Origin of the sequence: Erwinia sp. LJJL01 (genome assembly GCF_047300805.2) — a bacterium.
Classification (GTDB): domain Bacteria; phylum Pseudomonadota; class Gammaproteobacteria; order Enterobacterales; family Enterobacteriaceae; genus Erwinia; species Erwinia aphidicola.
This window is the reverse complement of record NZ_CP178576.1, coordinates 3,194,555-3,211,766: the sequence shown is the minus strand read 5'-3', so window position 1 is coordinate 3,211,766 and position 17,212 is coordinate 3,194,555. Positions and strand designations below refer to the sequence as shown.

At 59.8% G+C, this 17,212-nt stretch carries 14 protein-coding genes; 7 read left to right on the top strand and 7 right to left on the bottom strand.

Annotated elements, in window-relative coordinates; translation table 11 throughout:
• Positions 1-1,035 carry an NAD(P)-dependent alcohol dehydrogenase gene (locus tag ACLI4M_RS15900; protein ID WP_133624211.1) on the bottom strand — a complete coding sequence of 345 codons (1,035 nt, stop codon included), beginning with the start codon at positions 1,033-1,035 and terminating at the stop codon, positions 1-3.
• Between the two features lie 220 nt (positions 1,036-1,255).
• Between ACLI4M_RS15900 and ACLI4M_RS15895 the strand changes: the two genes are divergently transcribed.
• From ACLI4M_RS15895 to ACLI4M_RS15885, 3 genes are all read left to right on the top strand, one after another.
• Positions 1,256-1,786 carry a D-lyxose/D-mannose family sugar isomerase gene (locus tag ACLI4M_RS15895; RefSeq protein WP_133624212.1) on the top strand — a complete coding sequence of 177 codons (531 nt, stop codon included), beginning with the start codon at positions 1,256-1,258 and terminating at the stop codon, positions 1,784-1,786.
• A gap of 94 nt (positions 1,787-1,880) precedes the next feature.
• On the top strand, positions 1,881-2,885 hold the full coding sequence (locus ACLI4M_RS15890; protein WP_224750504.1) for a LacI family DNA-binding transcriptional regulator: 1,005 nt from the start codon (positions 1,881-1,883) through the stop codon (positions 2,883-2,885).
• A gap of 19 nt (positions 2,886-2,904) precedes the next feature.
• The gene (locus tag ACLI4M_RS15885) at positions 2,905-3,369 is read left to right on the top strand and encodes a hypothetical protein (RefSeq protein WP_048916814.1); all 465 of its coding nucleotides are present in this window, start codon (positions 2,905-2,907) and stop codon (positions 3,367-3,369) included.
• A 287-nt stretch (positions 3,370-3,656) separates the two neighbouring features.
• Here the strand turns inward: ACLI4M_RS15885 and ACLI4M_RS15880 are convergent, their stop codons facing one another.
• The gene (locus ACLI4M_RS15880) at positions 3,657-6,038 is read right to left on the bottom strand and encodes a glucose/quinate/shikimate family membrane-bound PQQ-dependent dehydrogenase (protein ID WP_133624213.1); all 2,382 of its coding nucleotides are present in this window, start codon (positions 6,036-6,038) and stop codon (positions 3,657-3,659) included.
• Between the two features lie 259 nt (positions 6,039-6,297).
• Positions 6,298-8,397 carry a TonB-dependent receptor PqqU gene (gene pqqU / locus ACLI4M_RS15875; protein WP_366521328.1) on the bottom strand — a complete coding sequence of 700 codons (2,100 nt, stop codon included), beginning with the start codon at positions 8,395-8,397 and terminating at the stop codon, positions 6,298-6,300.
• A 518-nt stretch (positions 8,398-8,915) separates the two neighbouring features.
• Here pqqU and ACLI4M_RS15870 point away from each other — a divergent pair.
• From ACLI4M_RS15870 to ACLI4M_RS15855, 4 genes are all read left to right on the top strand, one after another.
• Positions 8,916-9,278: a hypothetical protein gene (locus ACLI4M_RS15870; protein ID WP_133624214.1), complete on the top strand. Its 363-nt coding sequence runs from the start codon at positions 8,916-8,918 to the stop codon at positions 9,276-9,278.
• Between the two features lie 23 nt (positions 9,279-9,301).
• Positions 9,302-10,447 carry an iron-containing alcohol dehydrogenase gene (locus ACLI4M_RS15865; RefSeq protein WP_133624215.1) on the top strand — a complete coding sequence of 382 codons (1,146 nt, stop codon included), beginning with the start codon at positions 9,302-9,304 and terminating at the stop codon, positions 10,445-10,447.
• Positions 10,448-10,517: 70 nt separating this feature from the next.
• A complete protein-coding gene (locus tag ACLI4M_RS15860) occupies positions 10,518-11,294 on the top strand; it encodes an SDR family NAD(P)-dependent oxidoreductase (RefSeq protein ID WP_133624216.1) in 777 nt (258 codons plus the stop codon).
• Positions 11,295-11,451: 157 nt separating this feature from the next.
• The gene (locus tag ACLI4M_RS15855; RefSeq protein WP_133624217.1) at positions 11,452-11,850 is read left to right on the top strand and encodes an RcnB family protein; all 399 of its coding nucleotides are present in this window, start codon (positions 11,452-11,454) and stop codon (positions 11,848-11,850) included.
• Between the two features lie 118 nt (positions 11,851-11,968).
• On the opposite strand, the gene ACLI4M_RS15850 is transcribed toward ACLI4M_RS15855, so the two are convergent.
• From ACLI4M_RS15850 to ACLI4M_RS15835, 4 genes are all read right to left on the bottom strand, one after another.
• Positions 11,969-13,624, bottom strand: a complete 1,656-nt coding sequence (locus tag ACLI4M_RS15850) for a methyl-accepting chemotaxis protein (protein WP_133624218.1) — start codon at positions 13,622-13,624, stop codon at positions 11,969-11,971.
• 188 nt (positions 13,625-13,812) lie between these two features.
• Positions 13,813-15,396, bottom strand: a complete 1,584-nt coding sequence (nikE, locus tag ACLI4M_RS15845) for a nickel ABC transporter ATP-binding protein NikE (protein WP_133624219.1) — start codon at positions 15,394-15,396, stop codon at positions 13,813-13,815.
• Between the two features lie 3 nt (positions 15,397-15,399).
• Positions 15,400-16,209: an ABC transporter permease gene (locus ACLI4M_RS15840; protein WP_133624220.1), complete on the bottom strand. Its 810-nt coding sequence runs from the start codon at positions 16,207-16,209 to the stop codon at positions 15,400-15,402.
• 4 nt (positions 16,210-16,213) lie between these two features.
• The gene (locus ACLI4M_RS15835) at positions 16,214-17,206 is read right to left on the bottom strand and encodes an ABC transporter permease (protein ID WP_133624221.1); all 993 of its coding nucleotides are present in this window, start codon (positions 17,204-17,206) and stop codon (positions 16,214-16,216) included.
• Positions 17,207-17,212: the final 6 nt, after the last annotated feature.

The window sequence follows — 17,212 nt, the reverse complement described above, 5'->3', positions numbered from 1 at the left end:
CTACTCCATTTCCAGCATGATTTTGATGTCGGTCGGGTTGCCCGCCGCCGCGCGTTCAAAGGCGGCCACGCTGTCGCTGAATTTGTAGGTATGAGAGATCAGCGGCTGCACGCGCAGCTTGCCGGCGCTCAGCAGGCGCAGGGTGCGTGGGTACATGTTGGCGTAGCGGAAAATGGTTTTAAAGGTGACTTCTTTAGCCTGGGCCGCCACGATATCCACCGGCGCGGCATCAATCGGCATTCCCACCAGCACCGCCGTGCCGCCGGGGGCGATATGGTCGCAGATGCTAAGGATTGCGGCTTTGGCACCGCTGCACTCGAACACCACGTCAACGCCGTTACCGCTGGTGAGCTGGGCGACTTTCTGCGCCACGCCTTCCCCGCAGCTGTTCACCGCGTGCAGGCCTTCATAGTTGGCCGCCACCCTCAGCTTGTCATCGAACAGATCGCAGATGATCACGTCGGAACAGCCCCCGGCCAGCGCCGCCAGCGCGGTGACGACCCCAATCGGACCGGCACCGATCACCAGCGCGATATCCCCTGGCTTGATGCCTGCTTTGGTCGAAGCATGCATGCCAATCGCCAGCGGTTCCACCATTGCACCTTCGGCAAAACTGACGTTGTCCGGCAGTTTGAAGGTAAACGCGCCGGGATGGATCACCGTCTCGCGCAGGCAGCCATGCACCGGCGGCGTGGCCCAGAACTGCACCGCCGGGTCGAGGTTGTAGATCCCGGCGCGCGACTGGGGTGACTGCATATCCGGAATGCCCGGCTCCATGCAGACGCGGTCACCGATGCTCAGGTGCTTCACGTTTTTGCCCAGCGCCAGCACCACGCCGGAGGCTTCATGCCCCAGCACCATCGGCGCTTTCACCACAAACGGTCCGATGCGGCCGTGCTGGTAGTAGTGAACGTCGCTGCCGCAAATCCCGACGGAGTGGATCTTAATCTGCACATCGTCATCGCCCAGCGTCTCGCTGAACTCACGATCCTCAATGGCAATCTTACCGGCTTGTTCAAGCACCAGAGCTTTCATAATCCTCTCCCCTGTGATGTTTTAAATGGTATCGATATCATTTCAATAGCAGCGAGAGTAAAAGAGTCGGCGTTAAAAATATGTGAACCTGGTTAAATTTTTAGCAAAAAGCACATTCACCGCAGAAAAAACGCGGCAATAATGGCTAACGGCACGATAAACAGTGCGCTAACGCGGTTATTAACGATGATATCGATAACATCAGATAAGGAGAATTACCATGCCCAGTCTCCACCAGGCCTGCGAGCAGACGCGCCATTTCCTCGCAACAGCGGCGATTGAACTGACCCCGGATGAGCAGCAGCAGATTGAGATTGCCACCTTCGGCCTGCCGGATTATCCGCTCTCCGGGCTGCAGCTGCTGACCTACGTCAATACCCCGCGCTACTGTGCGAAAGAGCTGGTGCTGTTCCCGCGCCAGACCTGCCCTGAGCACCGGCATCCGCCGTTTAACGGCACCCCGGGCAAACAGGAGACCTTTCGCTGCCGCTGGGGGGAGGTCTACCTGTTTGTCGACGACGACAGCCTGACCCCGAACAATGGCGCGTGTCAGCCGCCGGAGGGCGCAGAGCAGTGGTACAGCGCCACACGCTATATCCTGCTGCGCCCCGGCGAGCAGTACACCATTGCCCCGAATACCCGCCACTGGTTCCAGGCAGGCGATTGCGGTGCGGTGGTGTCGGAGTTCTCGTCAGAGAGCCGTGACGATCTGGATATCTTCACCGATCCCCGGGTGAAAAGAGCGGGATAGCCGCGACAACATTCGCAACCTGTCAGGCAATCTGTCATGATGCGCAAATGGTACAAAATGATGACTTTTTAACGTCGCGAATCGGGAGCATAAATTGACGCCAGGCAGGAAAGTGAAGGCCACGCTGGAGAGTGTGGCCATGCAGTCAAACGTCAGTAAAATCACCGTATCCCGCGCATTTTCACATCCGGATAAGGTGCATCCTGAAACGCTGAAGCGCGTGCTGGAGACCGCCGCCGAAATGGGCTATGTGGTGAATACCGCCGCGCGCAATCTGCGCGCGCGCGACAGCAAAACCATCGGCATCGTCAACCCGGATATGAATAATCCGTTCTTTGGCGGGCTGACGCGCCTGATGACCGAGGAAGCCGAGAAAGCCGGCTACGATACGCTGGTATTTGACTCCAGAGAATCGGTGGAGCTGGAGAACCGCATCATTGATAAGCTGATCGGTTATAACGTCGATGCCATTGTGCTTTCGGTGCTCTCCTCCGACTGCAACTATCATCCAGCCTATCTGCAACGCCTTGAGGCGCTAAACATTCCGGTGATCCTCGTTGACCGTGAGCTGGATATCAGCTCGTGCAGCGGCGTCTATATCGATAACCTCGACTGCGGCCTGCAGGCCGGGCGCTATCTGCTGGAGCAGCAGGCGCAGCGCGTGGTGGTGGTCTCCGGGCCGGAGGACTCCAACGTCGCGCGCGAGCGGGTCACCGGGCTGAGCGCCGCGCTGCAGGGGAAAGTTGCCAGCCTTGAGGTCCTTTACGCCGATTTCTATATGGATGTTGCGGCGCAGGTGACGGGTCACTACCTCGATAATCACGCCCCGCCGGACGTGTTTGTCGGCTGCAATAACCAGATCTCACTCGGGATTATCAAATCGTGCATCGACCGCCAGCTGGTGCCGATGCGCGACGTCAGCCTGTTTAGCATTGATGAGATCTCACACGCGGCAATCTACGGCTTCCACTTTCCGTGCATCGCGCACGATCTGCATGAAATTGCCTGGCAGGCGATCAATCTGGCGATCCGCCGCGCCACCGAGAGTGCGATCAAGCCGGGCAAAGTGATTGTTCGTGGTAAAATAGTCCTCCCTTAATCGCCAGAAGGAACGAACGGTGAACAGTATTACTCTGCCCCCTGCGCTGCTGACGCTGCTTGACGGTTCGCTGCCCGCCAGCCATCGCTTTCAGGCGATCCGCCTGTCGAGCGTCGGTGAAAACGGCTGGCCGTATGCCGCGCAGCTTAGCCTCGGCGAAATCATTGCCACCTCCCCCACGGAGCTGCTGTTCGCCATCTGGCCGCACTCCACCACCACGCAGAACCTCAGGCGCGATGGCAAGATCACCCTGGCGCTGGTGCTGAACGATGCGGTGATCGAGATTCAGGCGCTGGCAGTCGCGCGCCCGGAAACGCTGACGGATTTGGCGCTGGCGGTGTTTCGCGCCGAGGTGAAGCAGGTGATCGCCCACCGCGCACCGTATGCCACCGTGGTCAGCGGCCTGACGTTCAGCCTGAAGGATGAAGCCGCCGCGCTGGCGCGCTGGCGCGAACAAATCGCCGGGCTGAAAGCGCTGGCATAAAAAAAGGCGACCTGTGAAGGTCGCCTTTTTGAATACTGGGATAAAGCGGGTCGGGCATGCCCGACCCCTACCGATTTTAGCGGGTCGGGCATACCCGGCCCCTACCGATTTTAGCGGGTCGGGCGTACCCGGCCCCTACCGATTTTAGCGGGTCGGGCATACCCGGCCCCTACCGATTTTAGCGGGTCGGGCATACCCGGCCCCTACCGATTTTAGCGGGTCGGGCGTACCCGGCCCCTACCGATTTTAGTAGGGGCGAGGCATGCCTCGCCCGTTATTCGATCCCGTTATTTGCTGTCCGGCAGTGCATAGGCTTTCACGTAGTCGCCCAGCTTAGTGCCGAACGAACCGTGACCACCGGCAACAATCAGTACGTACTGTTTGCCGTTCACTTCATAGGTCATTGGCGTAGCCTGACCGCCCGCTGGCAGACGCGCTTCCCACAGCTGTTTGCCGTTAGAAACGTTGAAGGCACGCAGGTAGTTATCGGCGGTTGCCGCGATGAAGAACACGTTACCGGCCGTGGTGACCGGTGCGCCCAGCATCGGCATACCCATTTTAAACGGCAGCGGAACCGGTGAGCTGTCGCGCACGGTACCGATACGTTTTTTCCACACGATATCGTTAGTCTTCAGATCAACCGCAGAGATGTAGCCCCATGAAGGCTGCTTGCATGGGAAGCCCAGCGGAGAGAGGAACGGGTTCAGCGTCACGCCGTACGGCAGGCCGTACTGTGGCTGCACGCCAGACTCGGTACCGGTACCGCCTTTGTCATTCTCATCCGGCTCGATGGGATTGCCCGGGCCGCGTGGGATCAGACGGGAGACAAACGGCAGCGCCATTGGGTTAGTCACCGCGACCTGACGATCGGTATCGACGGCAATACCGCCCCACTCGAACATCCCCAGGTTACCCGGGAACACCAGGGTGCCCTGCTCGGATGGCGGGGTGAACGGACCTTCGTAACGCAGCTGATGGAACATCACACGACAGATCAGCTGATCGTAGATGGTCGCACCCCACATATCCTTACCGGCCAGCTGGGCCTTAGGACGGAAGCTCAGTTCAGAGTAAGGCTGGGTTGGGGAGACATGGTCGCCCTTCGCCGCACCACCCGGTACTTTCATTTCCGGTGCCGGAACCACGGGCTTACCGTTGGTCCGGTTCAGCACAAAGATGTCGCCGGTTTTGGTCGGAATGTAGATAACCGGAACTTTGTTGCCATCTTTATCGTTGATGTCAGCCAGCGTCGGCTGCGCCGGAACGTCCATATCCCACAGGTCGTGGTGCACGGTCTGGTAGAACCAGGCCAGCTTACCGGTGGTGGCGTTCAGTGCCAGCATACCGGTGGCGAAGCGCTCCATTTCCGGGGTACGGTGACCGCCCCAGATATCCGGCGTCGAGACACCAATCGGCAGGTAAACCAGGTCCAGCTTGGCATCGTAAGCAGCAGGTGCCCACGAGTTCGGCGAGTTCGGCGTGTAGTGCTGATCGCCTTCTGCAATCAGATTCGGATCTTTCGCGCCGGTATCAAACGCCCACAGCAGCTTACCGCTGTTAACGTCAAAGCCACGGATTACTCCGGATGGCTCTTTGGTCGAGTAGTTATCGGTGACTGCCCCGGCCATCACGATAGTTTTATCGGTCACGATCGGCGGTGAAGTTGGCTCGTAAGAACCGACTTTGTTATACGGCAGGTTGCTCTGCAGATTCAGTTTGCCGTTTTCGCCAAACTCCGGGCACAGCGCACCGGTTTCCGCGTCCAGCGCGTACATGCTGCCATCGTTCACCGGCAGCAGGATACGGCGTGAGCACAGCGCAGGCTTGCTGCCCGCAGGCGTGGCCGCCGCTTCCGGCGTCTGCACGTAAGACACACCGCGACAGGTCACATGCTGGAACGTCGGGTCGGTCTTCATTTTCGGATCGAACATCCACTTCTGCTTACCGGTCGCGGCATCCAGAGCAAACAGCTTCTGGTGCGCAGTACACAGGTAGAGAGCGTCGCCGATCTTAATCGGGGTCACTTCGTTAGTGATTTCACCCGGATCGCTGGCGGTTTTCAGGTCGCCCGTCTGGAAGGTCCAGGCTTCCTGCAGCTTATCAACGTTGCCGTCGTTGATCTGCTTCAGCGGCGAGTAGCGCGTACCGCCCTGGGTACGGCCATAGGCAGGCCAGTCACCGGCAGGAATACCATCGTCAGCAGGCGCAGCAGCAGCCTGATCGTGGCTAAGCGTGCCGTTGATCTCCTGCGGGTCGTTAAACACCGAGTAAGCCAGCACCGCCACCACGAACACCAGCACGGCAGAGAGCGCCACGCGCGGGAACGCGCCTTTAGAGCCCAGGCCACGCCAGATGAACGGCAGCACCAGCCACAGGCCAAGGAAGAAGGTGACGTCGAGGCGCGGAGTCAGCGCCCAGAAGTCAGAGCCCACTTCCCACAGCGACCAGATTGTGGTGGCCAGCAGGAACAGTGCGTACAGCAGCAGGGCTGCACCCCGGCGACGATACAGCAGGAAAGCGGTAATCAGCAGAACCACACCCGCGATGATGTAGTAGAGCGAACCGCCCAATTTAGCCAACCAGATACCACCGATTAACAGGTATAAACCACTCAGAGTGGCGAAAATAGCCGTTAACAGGATCAGTATTCTTGATGCTTTACTTTGCATAGTTTGAACCTTACCAAAATTTAAAGTCGTCGATTGAGCATAAGCCCAATCTTTTAAAACACCCTTTTACCCGTCATATTTCAAGCTGCCTCTGCGGTGGCTGCTCTCACTCACCCGAATCACTGACTCATGTAAGCTCATCGGGATTCGTTCTCTTGCCGCCTTGATGCAACTCGAACTATTTAAGGTAAGTACTGCCCTATCCATCGGGTGTTTTTTACCCGCGAACGTTCGCAGGCTGTTGCTGGATTCTTTGCTATCAGAACTGGTAAGCGAGCGTCGCGCCGCCGCCCCAGTTGCGCCCCGGCGCCGGTTCGAAGTAGCGCCCGTTGCCTTCATTAACAATCACTGAGCCAACGTACTGGCGGTCGAACAGGTTGTCGACGCGGCCAAACAGATCCAGGGACCACTGGCTCCAGTTGAAGCGATAGCCGCTGTTGAGGCTGGCGACGGTATAGGTCGCGGCCTGCGCGTCGTTGGCGTCATTGGCCTGAATGCTGCTCATATAGCGAATATCGGCCCCGGCATGCCAGCCGCTTTCCGGCGCATACTCCAGCGAAGCGTAGCCCATATTGCGCGCGATGCCCGGCAGGCGATTGCCCGCAGGAGTACAGCTGCCGCTGGCGGAGCAGGTTTCGTTACGGTAGGTGGCATCCAGCAGCGTCCACGCCATTTTCAGGCGCCAGTCCATCGCAAACTGCTGGTCAAAGCCCAGCTCGACGCCGCGACGGCGGGTCTCCCCGGCGTTTTTATATACCGCACGTCCGCCGGAACTGCTGTCGACCACCAGCTCGTTATCGGTGTTGGTCTGGAACACGGCGGCAGTCAGCAGGCCATAGCCGATACGGGTTTTGCTGCCCAGCTCAAAAGTATCGCTGGTGGCCGGCTTCAGCCCGAGGTTCAGCCCGGTCTGCGTGCCGGAAGTGGAGCGATATGAAAGCTCATTGATGGTCGGGGTTTCAAAACCGCGCCCGGCGGAGAAGTAGACATTCCACGCGTCGCTGACGGCATAGTTGATCGACCCCATCGGCAGCAGCTTGTGGTAGCGCGCGCTGCCGCTGTCGTCACCGTTGCCGGTGGTAATGTAGTAGTCGGTGGAGTCAAAGCTGACGGTGCTGTAGCGCAGGCCGGCATCCAGCGTCCACTTCGGCGTCAGCTGCCAGCTGGTTTGCAGATAAGGGTCGAGGTTCCACATGGTGTTCTTCTCGTTGCGACGCTGCGCCCCTTTCTCGCCAAACTCCGGCACGCCCCCCACCAGATTAAAGTTCTGGAAGCCCTGGCGGCGCTCGGTCATGGTTTCATAGTCGATGCCGCCGGTCAGCGTCACCGGCATCGCACCGAGCAGGCCATCGTGCTTCCAGCGGGTATCGACGCCCTGATATTTACGCTCCAGCACGATTACGCCACCCGGATAGGCCGGATTGTTCTGCGGCCCCTGGGGGATCGACTGGTACTGGGTGGTATGGCGCTCGCCGTGCCAGGTGGTGAGCGTCAGCAGGTCGTTGTCGCTCATCTCACGCTGATAGCGCAGGCCTAGCTGGGTCTGGTCAAGGCTCTTACGGGTGTTAAAGTTGTCGCCGCGCGGCGACTGGCGCGGGTTGGCTTTGTATTCGTCTTCGGTCAGGCCACCAGGATCGTTGGCATCCACCGATACGCTGTTGAACATCAGCGTCAGAGTACTGACGTCATCGAGGCGCACGCCAAACTTGCCGTTGCCGAGGCTCTTCTGCGTGCCGCTATGGTCACGAAAGCCGTGGGTGGTGAAGCGCGAGCCGGAAACAGTGTAATTCACATCCCCGGCGTGGGTGCCGTCACCGGTGGCGCCGCTGGCCTTGACGCTGTTACGCCAGCTGCCAAAACTGCCGAAGTAAGTACCCGCTTCGAGCGTGGTGGGCTGAGTGCCGGTGGTGGTATCGATATTCACCACGCCGCCGGAGGCATTACCGTACAGCGCAGAGTAAGGGCCGCGCAGCACTTCAACTTTGCCAATCGAATTAATATCGATGTTTGAGGTCTGGCCCTGACCGTCCGGCATGGTGGCCGGAATACCGTCAACGTACATGCGCACGCCGCGCACGCCGTACATCGAACGGCTGCCGAAACCGCGCACCGACAGCTGTAAATCCTGGGCGTAGTTCTGACGGTTCTGGATCTGTAACCCCGGCACGCTGCCAAGGCTTTCGGAAAGATTGATCTGAGCGCTGGCGTGGCGCATATCATCGCCGTCGATCACGCTGACGGCGGCAGGCGTATCCAGCTCGGAAAGGCCGGTACGCTGTTTGATCACCATCAGGGAGGGTTCCTGCTCCTGAGTGGCGGCGGCAGAGGATTGCGCATAGCTGATGGCGACCGGCGTCATCAGGAATAGCGGCGTCAAAAAGAGAGCAGAGGTTTTTTTATTCACTGGAATTATTCGATAAGTAAAATTACCAAAAGGCCTGCCCGGCTCCGCCGGACAGGCGCCCGTCACTCCCTGACGTCCAACTGTTAAGTTTCAGCCAGGCAACCTGCCAAAAGTATATAACCCCTTGACCAGTTTGCCTGGAAATTACACAAGTCGGTGATTCCTGCGATAGAATGTATCGCCTGTTGTGCCCGCCGCAATCGGGTTGCTTCGCCGCACTAATGTGATCCAAGTCTCAAAACGGAGGCGATTGTAGCACTCATTAATTTGCTTGCGAACTATTGTTAACGATTTAGCTGAATTGATTCAGTTTAATGTTACAAAACGCAGGGTTATTGCCGCAGGCCCAGCACAATGAAAGTGAATGCTAACTATTTCTCAGAGCATTCTGCCGCAATGACTGCGCCGCTTCGCCGGGCTATACTAAGCCGATTCTCATAAACTGAGTGGCCCTTCAACCAACAGGATGTGCTATGCAGTCTTCAGGAACCCGGCAAATATCCTCATTACTCTTTCCACTGCCTGTGGCGCTGGCTCTGCTGCTTAGCGCCTGCTCCTCCGACTATCAGGGGGAAACGTGCGCTGCGACAGTCTCGACGCTCAGCGGCCAGTCGCTGGGTACGACTCAGGGCAAAGTTATTGACCGCTTTAGTTCGTTCTCAGTCACTCTGCCGGATTTACAGGTGGAGAGCGGCGCACTGCTCTCTTCCGATCGCCAGCTCTACATCCCTTCGGCCACCACGCCGGACGGCTGGCTGGCCCAGCGTATTTCTGAGCACCGGTTCAGTATTATCAACGCGCCAAAAGATCGGAACATCACTTTTACCTGCCCTTAACTTTGCGAAGAGATGCCCTGCCGATGAACACCAGCCTACTGATTAGCAATCGACAGACCTTTTTTGGCGCTGGCAGCCTGCAACAGCTGCTGCCGCTGCTCAACGCCGAGCCGCTGGCGACCGTGCTGTTCTGCGGCCGCTCGTTTCTCAATGGCCCCGCCTGGCAACGGCTACAGGCCGGGGTGAAACCGCTGCTGTGCGGCATCGAAGTGGTCAGCCACGAGGCCTCGCCCGCGGAAATAGACGGCTGGGTAGCACGCTGGCGCGGCAAGGCCCAGCGCGTGATCGCCATTGGTGGCGGCAGCGTGATAGACGCCGCGAAAGCGGTCGCCGCCCTCAGCCAGCACCCGCTCAACACCCTGCGCTACCTGGAAAAGGTTGGCGATACGCCGGTCAGCGGCGCGACCCTGCCGCTGATCGCCATTCCGACCACCGCCGGAACCGGCAGCGAAGTGACGCAGAATGCGGTGATCACCGATAAAGCGGCGATCAAAGTCAAAGCCTCGCTGCGCCACGCTAACTTTGTGCCGCAGATAGCGATCCTCGACCCGCACCTGCTGCGCGGCGCGGCCGACCACGTGCTGGCGTGCTGCGGTATTGATGCCTTTACCCACCTGTTCGAGGCGTATCTCTCTGCAAAAGGCAACGCCTTTAGCCGCCAGACGGCCATCGCCGGGATGCAGGCGTTTATTCGCGGCTGGTCGGCGCTTAATCGTGACGATGCCAGCGGGGATGAAGCCCGCGAACAGATGATGCTGGCCTCCTGGCTGGGCGGACAGAGCCTGAGCATGGCCGGGCTGGGGGTGATCCACGGCATTGCCGGGGAGCTTGGCGCCATCAAAGATTATCATCACGGCGAAGTGTGTGGCCGCCTGCTGCTGCCGTTCCTCAGCCTGCTGGAGCAGAGCGAAAATGCGCAGCAGGTCAAACTGATGCAGCAGCTGGCCGCGCTGCTTTTCCCGCTGGCCTCACCCGATGCCCCGGCCCGTCAGCTGAGTGAGTGGTTACGCACTAACGCCATTACCCCGTTCTGGCACTCCCCGCCCGCGCTGAGCGCCGCCGAAGTGGACTGGATCCTGGCGCGTTCCAACAGCAAAAATTCGCTGGTCAGCTACAGTCGCGAGCAGCAGAACCGCCTGCTGAGCGAGGCGTATTCGATTAGCGATTAATGCCGCGGGCGGCAAAAGCGGCTTAATCGTGTCTACACTTACTCCCTGGCTCTATAAACGGGAGAACGTGATGAAGATTGATTTAAGCGGCAAAACCGCCATTGTCACCGGGTCCACTAAAGGTATTGGTAAAGGTATCGCTCAGGGTCTGGCTGCAGCAGGTGCCACGGTGGTCGTCACCGGGCGCACCCAGCCGCAGGTTGATGCGCTGGTCAAAACGCTGGGCCACGGCGCACGCGGACATGCGGTTGACCTCGGTACGCCGGAAGGCTGCAAAGCCCTGCTGAAAGCCGAACCGCGCTGCGATGTGCTGGTAAATAATGTCGGCATCTTCCCCGGCGGTGACTTCTTTGAAACCGACGACGAACTGTGGCAGAGCATCTGGGACATTAATGTCATGTCGGCCGTGCGCCTCAGCCGCGCCTATATGCCGCAGATGATCGACTCCGGCTGGGGGCGTGTGGTGTTCCTCTCGTCCGAGTCCGCCATCAATATTCCTGCTGATATGATCCACTACGGCGTGAGTAAAACCGCGCTGCTGGCGCTGTCACGCGGGCTGGCAAAAGCCGCAGCCGGGACCGGCGTGACGGTCAACGCCGTACTGCCCGGGCCTACGCTGTCCGACGGCTTTGCCGACTTCTTTAAACAGGAGCTGGCTGACGGTGCCGATCTGGAAGAGCTGGGCGTGAAATTCGTCAAGGCCAATCGTCCGACCTCGGTGATCCAGCGCGCCGCCAGCGTTGAAGAGGTCAGCAATATGGTGGTGTACGTCTGCTCCCCGCTGTCGTCCGCAACATCCGGCGCGGCGCTGCGCGTCGATGGGGGCGTGGTCGAAACCCCGTTCTGAACAGCAGGCACCGCGCCGTGCGGTGCCTGTTTTTCGTTAGTGAAGATTAAAGATTTCGTTAAACCCTGCCGCTTCAGACTTTTACCCTTGTTCGCCCCGCCGCCAGACGCCACATTCCTTCTGTCTGAACATTGATTCAACCGCAAGGAATAACAAGATGAAAAAAAGCCGCACTATTGCCCTGTCAGCGATGATCTTCAGCAGCCTGAGCCTGAGCGCGTTTGCTCAGGGTCCTGACGAGGGACCGGGCCAGCAGCCGCTTAAGCACCCGCAGCAAAATCAGCCCCATCAGCCTCATCAGCAGAATCAGGGTGGAATGCCGCAGCGCGGCGCTGAGCACCAGGCCAACAACCACCCACAGCAGCGCCAGCCCGATTTTCGTCGCGGTCGCCCGCTGCCGCAGCAGTATCGTGGTGAGGGATATCAGGTTAACGACTGGCACAAACGCGGCCTGAAAGCACCGCCGTCCGGCCACCGCTGGGTGAATGTGAAGGGTAATTACGTGTTAATTGCCGTCGCGACCGGGGTGATTGCCTCGGTGATTGCGCATCATTAAATTCGCCCTTTGCCGTCGCAAAATACCGGCTACTGTAGGGGTCGGGCACGCCCGACCCGAAATGTTAAATCAGCAAAGAATCTGTAGGGGTCGGGCATGCCCGACCCGAAATGTTAAATCAGAATGAACTCCAGTTATCGTCCACCGATGCCAGCGCGGGTTTCGCCAGGCGCGGTGCCGGGGCGATCGCCGGAACCTTGCCCGCGCTGGCCGCAGCCACCACCGGGCGGCCAGACTGCAGGCGGAAGGCCGCCACCAGCTGGTTCATATTCACCGCCTGCTCCTGCAGCGACTGCGAAGCTGCGGAAGCCTCCTCCACCAGCGCGGCGTTCTGCTGGGTCACGGTATCCATCTGTCCAATCGCCAGGTGCACCTGCTCAATTCCCTGGCTCTGCTCTGAGGTTGCTGCCGCCATTTCGCCCACGATATCAGCCACCTGACGAATCGATCCCTGCACCTTCGCCATATTGTCACCGACGTCAGCGGCCTGAACAGAACCGCTTTCGACCAGCTGTGCTGAAGTCACAATCAGATCTTTGATCTCTTTTGCTGCAGTGGAGGAGCGCTGCGCCAGGCTGCGCACTTCGCTTGCCACTACCGCAAATCCGCGCCCCTGCTCACCGGCACGCGCCGCTTCCACCGCCGCGTTCAGCGCCAGAATATTGGTCTGGAAGGCGATGCCCTCAATCAGCCCGGTAATATCGGAGATCTTGCTGGAGCTGGTTTTGATTTTTTCCATGGTGCCGACCATCGCCGCCACGGCGTTGCCGCTATGGACCGACAGATCGTTGGCGGTGCTGGCCAGCGTGCTGGCCTGGCGGGCGTTTTCGGCGTTCTGTTTCACCGTGTCGTTCAGGGTGCTGATGCTGGCCGAAGTCTGCTCCAGCGAAGCCGCCTGCTCTTCGGTGCGCGCCGAGAGATCTTCGTTACCGGCGGCGATCTGGGTGGACGCCGAGCTGACCGACTGCGCCGACGAGGTCACGGAGGTCAGCACCGCTGAAACGCGCGCCATCAGGCTGTTAAACGCCAGAGCGGTTTTACCGATCTCATCGTTGCGCGACGCATCAACCTGCTGGGTCAGGTCAAGGGATTCACTGACCGATTCCATCACGCTCTGCATGCCGTTCAGGCTGTTGCGCACGCTAAGAATAGTTTTCACCGCCAGCAGCCCCATCACAATAATGATGACGCTGGCGAAAATCAGCATGCCCCAGAAGGTGGTGCTGTAGCTATGCGCATTCTCCACGCGCAGCTCATTACCGATATCAATGTTTAGCTGAATCTGATTATTCAGGCCGTCAACCAGCTTGCGAACTGCGGCACCTACCCCGACCTCACCCTTCAGCAACGGCAGTGACTGCGCATCATCATGTGCGCGGGAGGCGGTGAAAAACGCCGGCAGTGCGCTCTGCACGGCGGAGATGTTGTTAAGCGCATCCTGAGTCATCTCCCGGTCACGTTCATTGGAGATATCGTTCGCCATGTAGTAATCGGTTTGGGTTTTCAGATCGCTAATCAGCTGCTCGACGCGCGTTTCCAGCGGCGGCTGTTTGCTGGAGTCGTTTTCACTTTGGTGAATATAAAGCGCCACCCGCAGATCGCTGGTGGTGCTAATAGCCTTATTCAGATCCTTAATACTGGGGATGGCATTCACCTGCACATATTCAAAGCGCGACTGGAAGCCGCTGATGGCGTACAGGGAGTAAGCGGAAAGCGCGATCAGAGAAAGCGCCAGGAGGGAAAAGATTAAAAACAGCCTTTTGGTGATGGTCATACTAAATCCCCTGCGTGTGGTGTGCCAGTAATCGGGCAATTAAGCTGGCTGTTATTGGTCAGCCGTTGTTATCCCCCCGGTTAATCTCCGGGGGGCTTCAACAAGGGGTTATCGGAACTTGAGTCGGGGAACTTTACTGGCGGGCGACGACAGGAGAAAATATCTTATCAATTTGCGTTACCACAGCATTAACCTGCTGCCGTGACCTCTGCCAGCCAGCCGGGGCGCATTTCCGGCACCGCACGCAGCAGTTCGGCAGTGTAGTCATCCAGCGGGGCGCTGAATACCTGGCCGAGCGCCCCCTGGCGTACCACTTTTCCGTCGCGCAGTACCATCACCTCATCCGCCACCGCGCGCACCACGTGCAGGTCATGTGTGATAAACAGCAGCGAGACGCCGGTTTCCTGCTGCAGCCTTTTCAGCAGCGCCAGCACCTCACGCCCGACCAGCGGATCGAGCGCTGAGGTGGGCTCATCGCAGACGATCAGCTCCGGCTCTACCGCCAGCGCCCGGGCGATGCAGACGCGCTGCTTCTGGCCTCCGGACAGCGCATGGGGATAACGCTCTGCCAGCTGCGGCGACAGACCAACTTTCTCCAGCAGTTCCTGCACCCGTGCCTTACGCTGCAGCGCCGTCAGCTCGCTCAGGCAGACCATCGCCCGCTCAATCTGCAGGCCAATCGTCAGCCGTGGATTCAGGGCGGTGTCAGGGTGCTGGTGAATAAGCTGCACGCGCTGCAGCTGCTGCCGGGTGCGCTGGCGCAGCGTGGCAGGCAGCAGCTGACCGTTGAAACGAATATCGCCGCGGGACGGCGCGACCAGACCACACACTGCGCGGCCCAGCGTCGATTTACCCGCGCCGGATTCACCGATCAGCGCCAGCGTGCGGCCGCGGCCGATTGCCAGCGACACCGCATGCAGCACCGCATCCCCGTGGTAATCCACGCTGACTTCCGTCGCGGTCAGCAGCGGCAGCGTGCTGCTGCGCGGCGGGTTCGGCTCGCCGTGGCTGTGCAGCAGCTGGCGAGTATAGGCCTGCTGCGGATGGCTCAGCAGCGCCGCCGTCTCGCCACTTTCCACTTCGCGACCGTGACGCAGCACCATAATGCGCTGGCTGAGCTGCGCCACCACCGCCAGGTCGTGGCTGATATAGAGCGCTGCCACGCCGGTCAGTCGGATAATTTGCTGGATCGATTTCAGCACTTCCAGCTGGGTGGTCACGTCCAGCGCGGTAGTCGGCTCATCAAAGACAATCAGCTGCGGTCCGGCACAGATCGCCATGGCAATCATCGCACGCTGCAGCTGACCGCCAGAAACCTGATGCGGATAGCGATGGAAGAACTGTTCCGGCTGCGGCAGCTGTAGCTGACTGAAGATCTCAAGCGCACGACGGATCGCCGCCTGGCGATCCAGTACGCGGTGGCGAATCGCGCTTTCAATTACCTGCTCGCCGATCTTCTGCGCCGGGTTAAACGCCGCGCTGGCCGACTGGGCAACGTAGGCGATTTTCGCGCCGCGCACCTTGCGCCACTGGCGTTCCGATAGCGCAGTCAGATCGCTACCGTCGAAGAGGATCTGCCCGCCGCTAAGCCGCATGCCGTGACGGAAGTGGCCGAGGATAGCCTGGCCGATGGTCGACTTGCCCGCGCCGGACTCACCGATCAGCCCCAGCACTTCCCCCTTGCGCAGGGTAAAGGAGATCTCTTCCACCAGGGTAGCCGCGCCTGCGGTCACCCGCAGCTGTTTAACCTGTAATAACGCCTGTTCGCTCATGCTCTACTCCTGCCAGCTGCGGGTGTGCTGGCTTAACAGCCAGTCGGCCACGCTGTTTAATGCCAGTGCCAGTAGCGCAATCGCCGCGCCGGGGATCAGCGCCGCCCAGACGCCAAACAGAATGCCATCTTTATTATCGCGCGCCAGTCCGCCCCAGTCGGCGGTCGGCGGCTGAATGCCCAGCCCTAAGAACGACAGCGCTGAAAGAAATAGCAGGATAAAGATAAAGCGCAGGGCAAATTCGGCCACCAGCGTGGTAAAGGCATTCGGCAGAATTTCGCGCCACAGCACCCAGCCAAGGCGCTCACCGCGCAGCCGCGCTACCTCAATAAACTCCTGCGCGGCAATCTCCAGCGCCAGCGCACGCGCCACGCGCAGCACGCGGGTCGACTCCAGAATGCCGAGCACCAGCACGATCACCGGGATGGTCTTCGGCAGCATGGCTAACACCACCAGTGCCAGAATCAGCGTCGGGATGGCCATCAGAATATCGTTGAGGCGCGAGATCAGCGGGTCCACCCAACCGCCGAAGTAACCGGCCAGAAAGCCGAGGAAGGTGCCAATGGCAAAAGCCAGCAGCGTGGCCACCGCGCTGACGCTGAGCGAGGTGCGCGTGCCCCAGATCAGGCGGGACAGCAGGTCGCGCCCGAGGTTATCAGTGCCCAGCCAGCTGTCCGGCGACACGCCCGCCCAGGCGCTGCCGACCACCTGGTCCGGCGCAAACGGCGCCAGCCACGGCGCCAGCAGCGCCACCAGCACAAACAGGCTCAGCCCGATAACGCCGGGCAGTACGGAAAGTTTCAGCCTGAACATCAGATCAATTCCTTGTAAAACGCAGACGCGGGTTAGCCAGCAGCGTGATGATATCCGCCAGCAGATTAAGCAGAATGTAGATCCCCGCCAGCAGCAGCGCGCAGTCCTGGATCACCGGGATATCGCGCTTGCTGATGCTGTCGACCATATATTGTCCGAGGCCCGGATAGACAAACACGTTCTCGACGATCACCACGCCGACCATCAGCCACGCCAGGTTAATCACGATCACGTTAACGATCGGCCCCCAGGCGTTGGGCAGCACGTGACGAAACAGGATAGACGAGGGTGACAGCCCCTTCATTAGCGCAGTATCAACATACGCCGCGTTTTGCGCGCTGACTAACGCTGCCCGGGTCATATTGCTCATATGGCCGAGGATAGCGAAGATCAGCGTCATGCACGGCAGCGCGACGGCCAGCAGGCGATCCCCCAGCGGCATGCCGTCGGAGATGCTGCTATTGCTCGGCAGCCAGAACAGGGTGATCGAGAAGATCAGGATCAGCAGATAGCCGGAGAAGAACTCCGGCAGCGAGACGGCGGCGCGGGTGAAGAAGTTGAGCAGGCGATCGATCCAGCTCCCCTGAAAGCGCGCCGAGACAAAGCCAATCACCAGCGCCAGCGGCACGGCAACGATGGCGGTGAAAAACGCCAGCGACAGCGTGTTTGCCAGCCGGTCGAGCAGCACCGGGCCGATAGCTTCGCGGCTGGTAAAGCTGTGGCCAAAATCACCCTGCAGCACGCCGCCCAGCCAGGCGAGATAGCGCCCGGCAGCGGGCTGATCCAGCCCCAGCTGTTGATTCAGCACCGCCACCGCCTGCGGCGTGGCGGTCTGGCCGAGGATAGCCGTCGCAGCATTGCCCGGCAGCAGCTGGATACCGACGAAAATCAGCACAGAGACCACCAGCAGCATCGCTACACCCGCCAGCAGGCGCTGGCCAATCAGTTTTAACAGAGGACGGTGGCCCTTCCCCCGGCGTTCAGATAAATGACTCATTAGCTG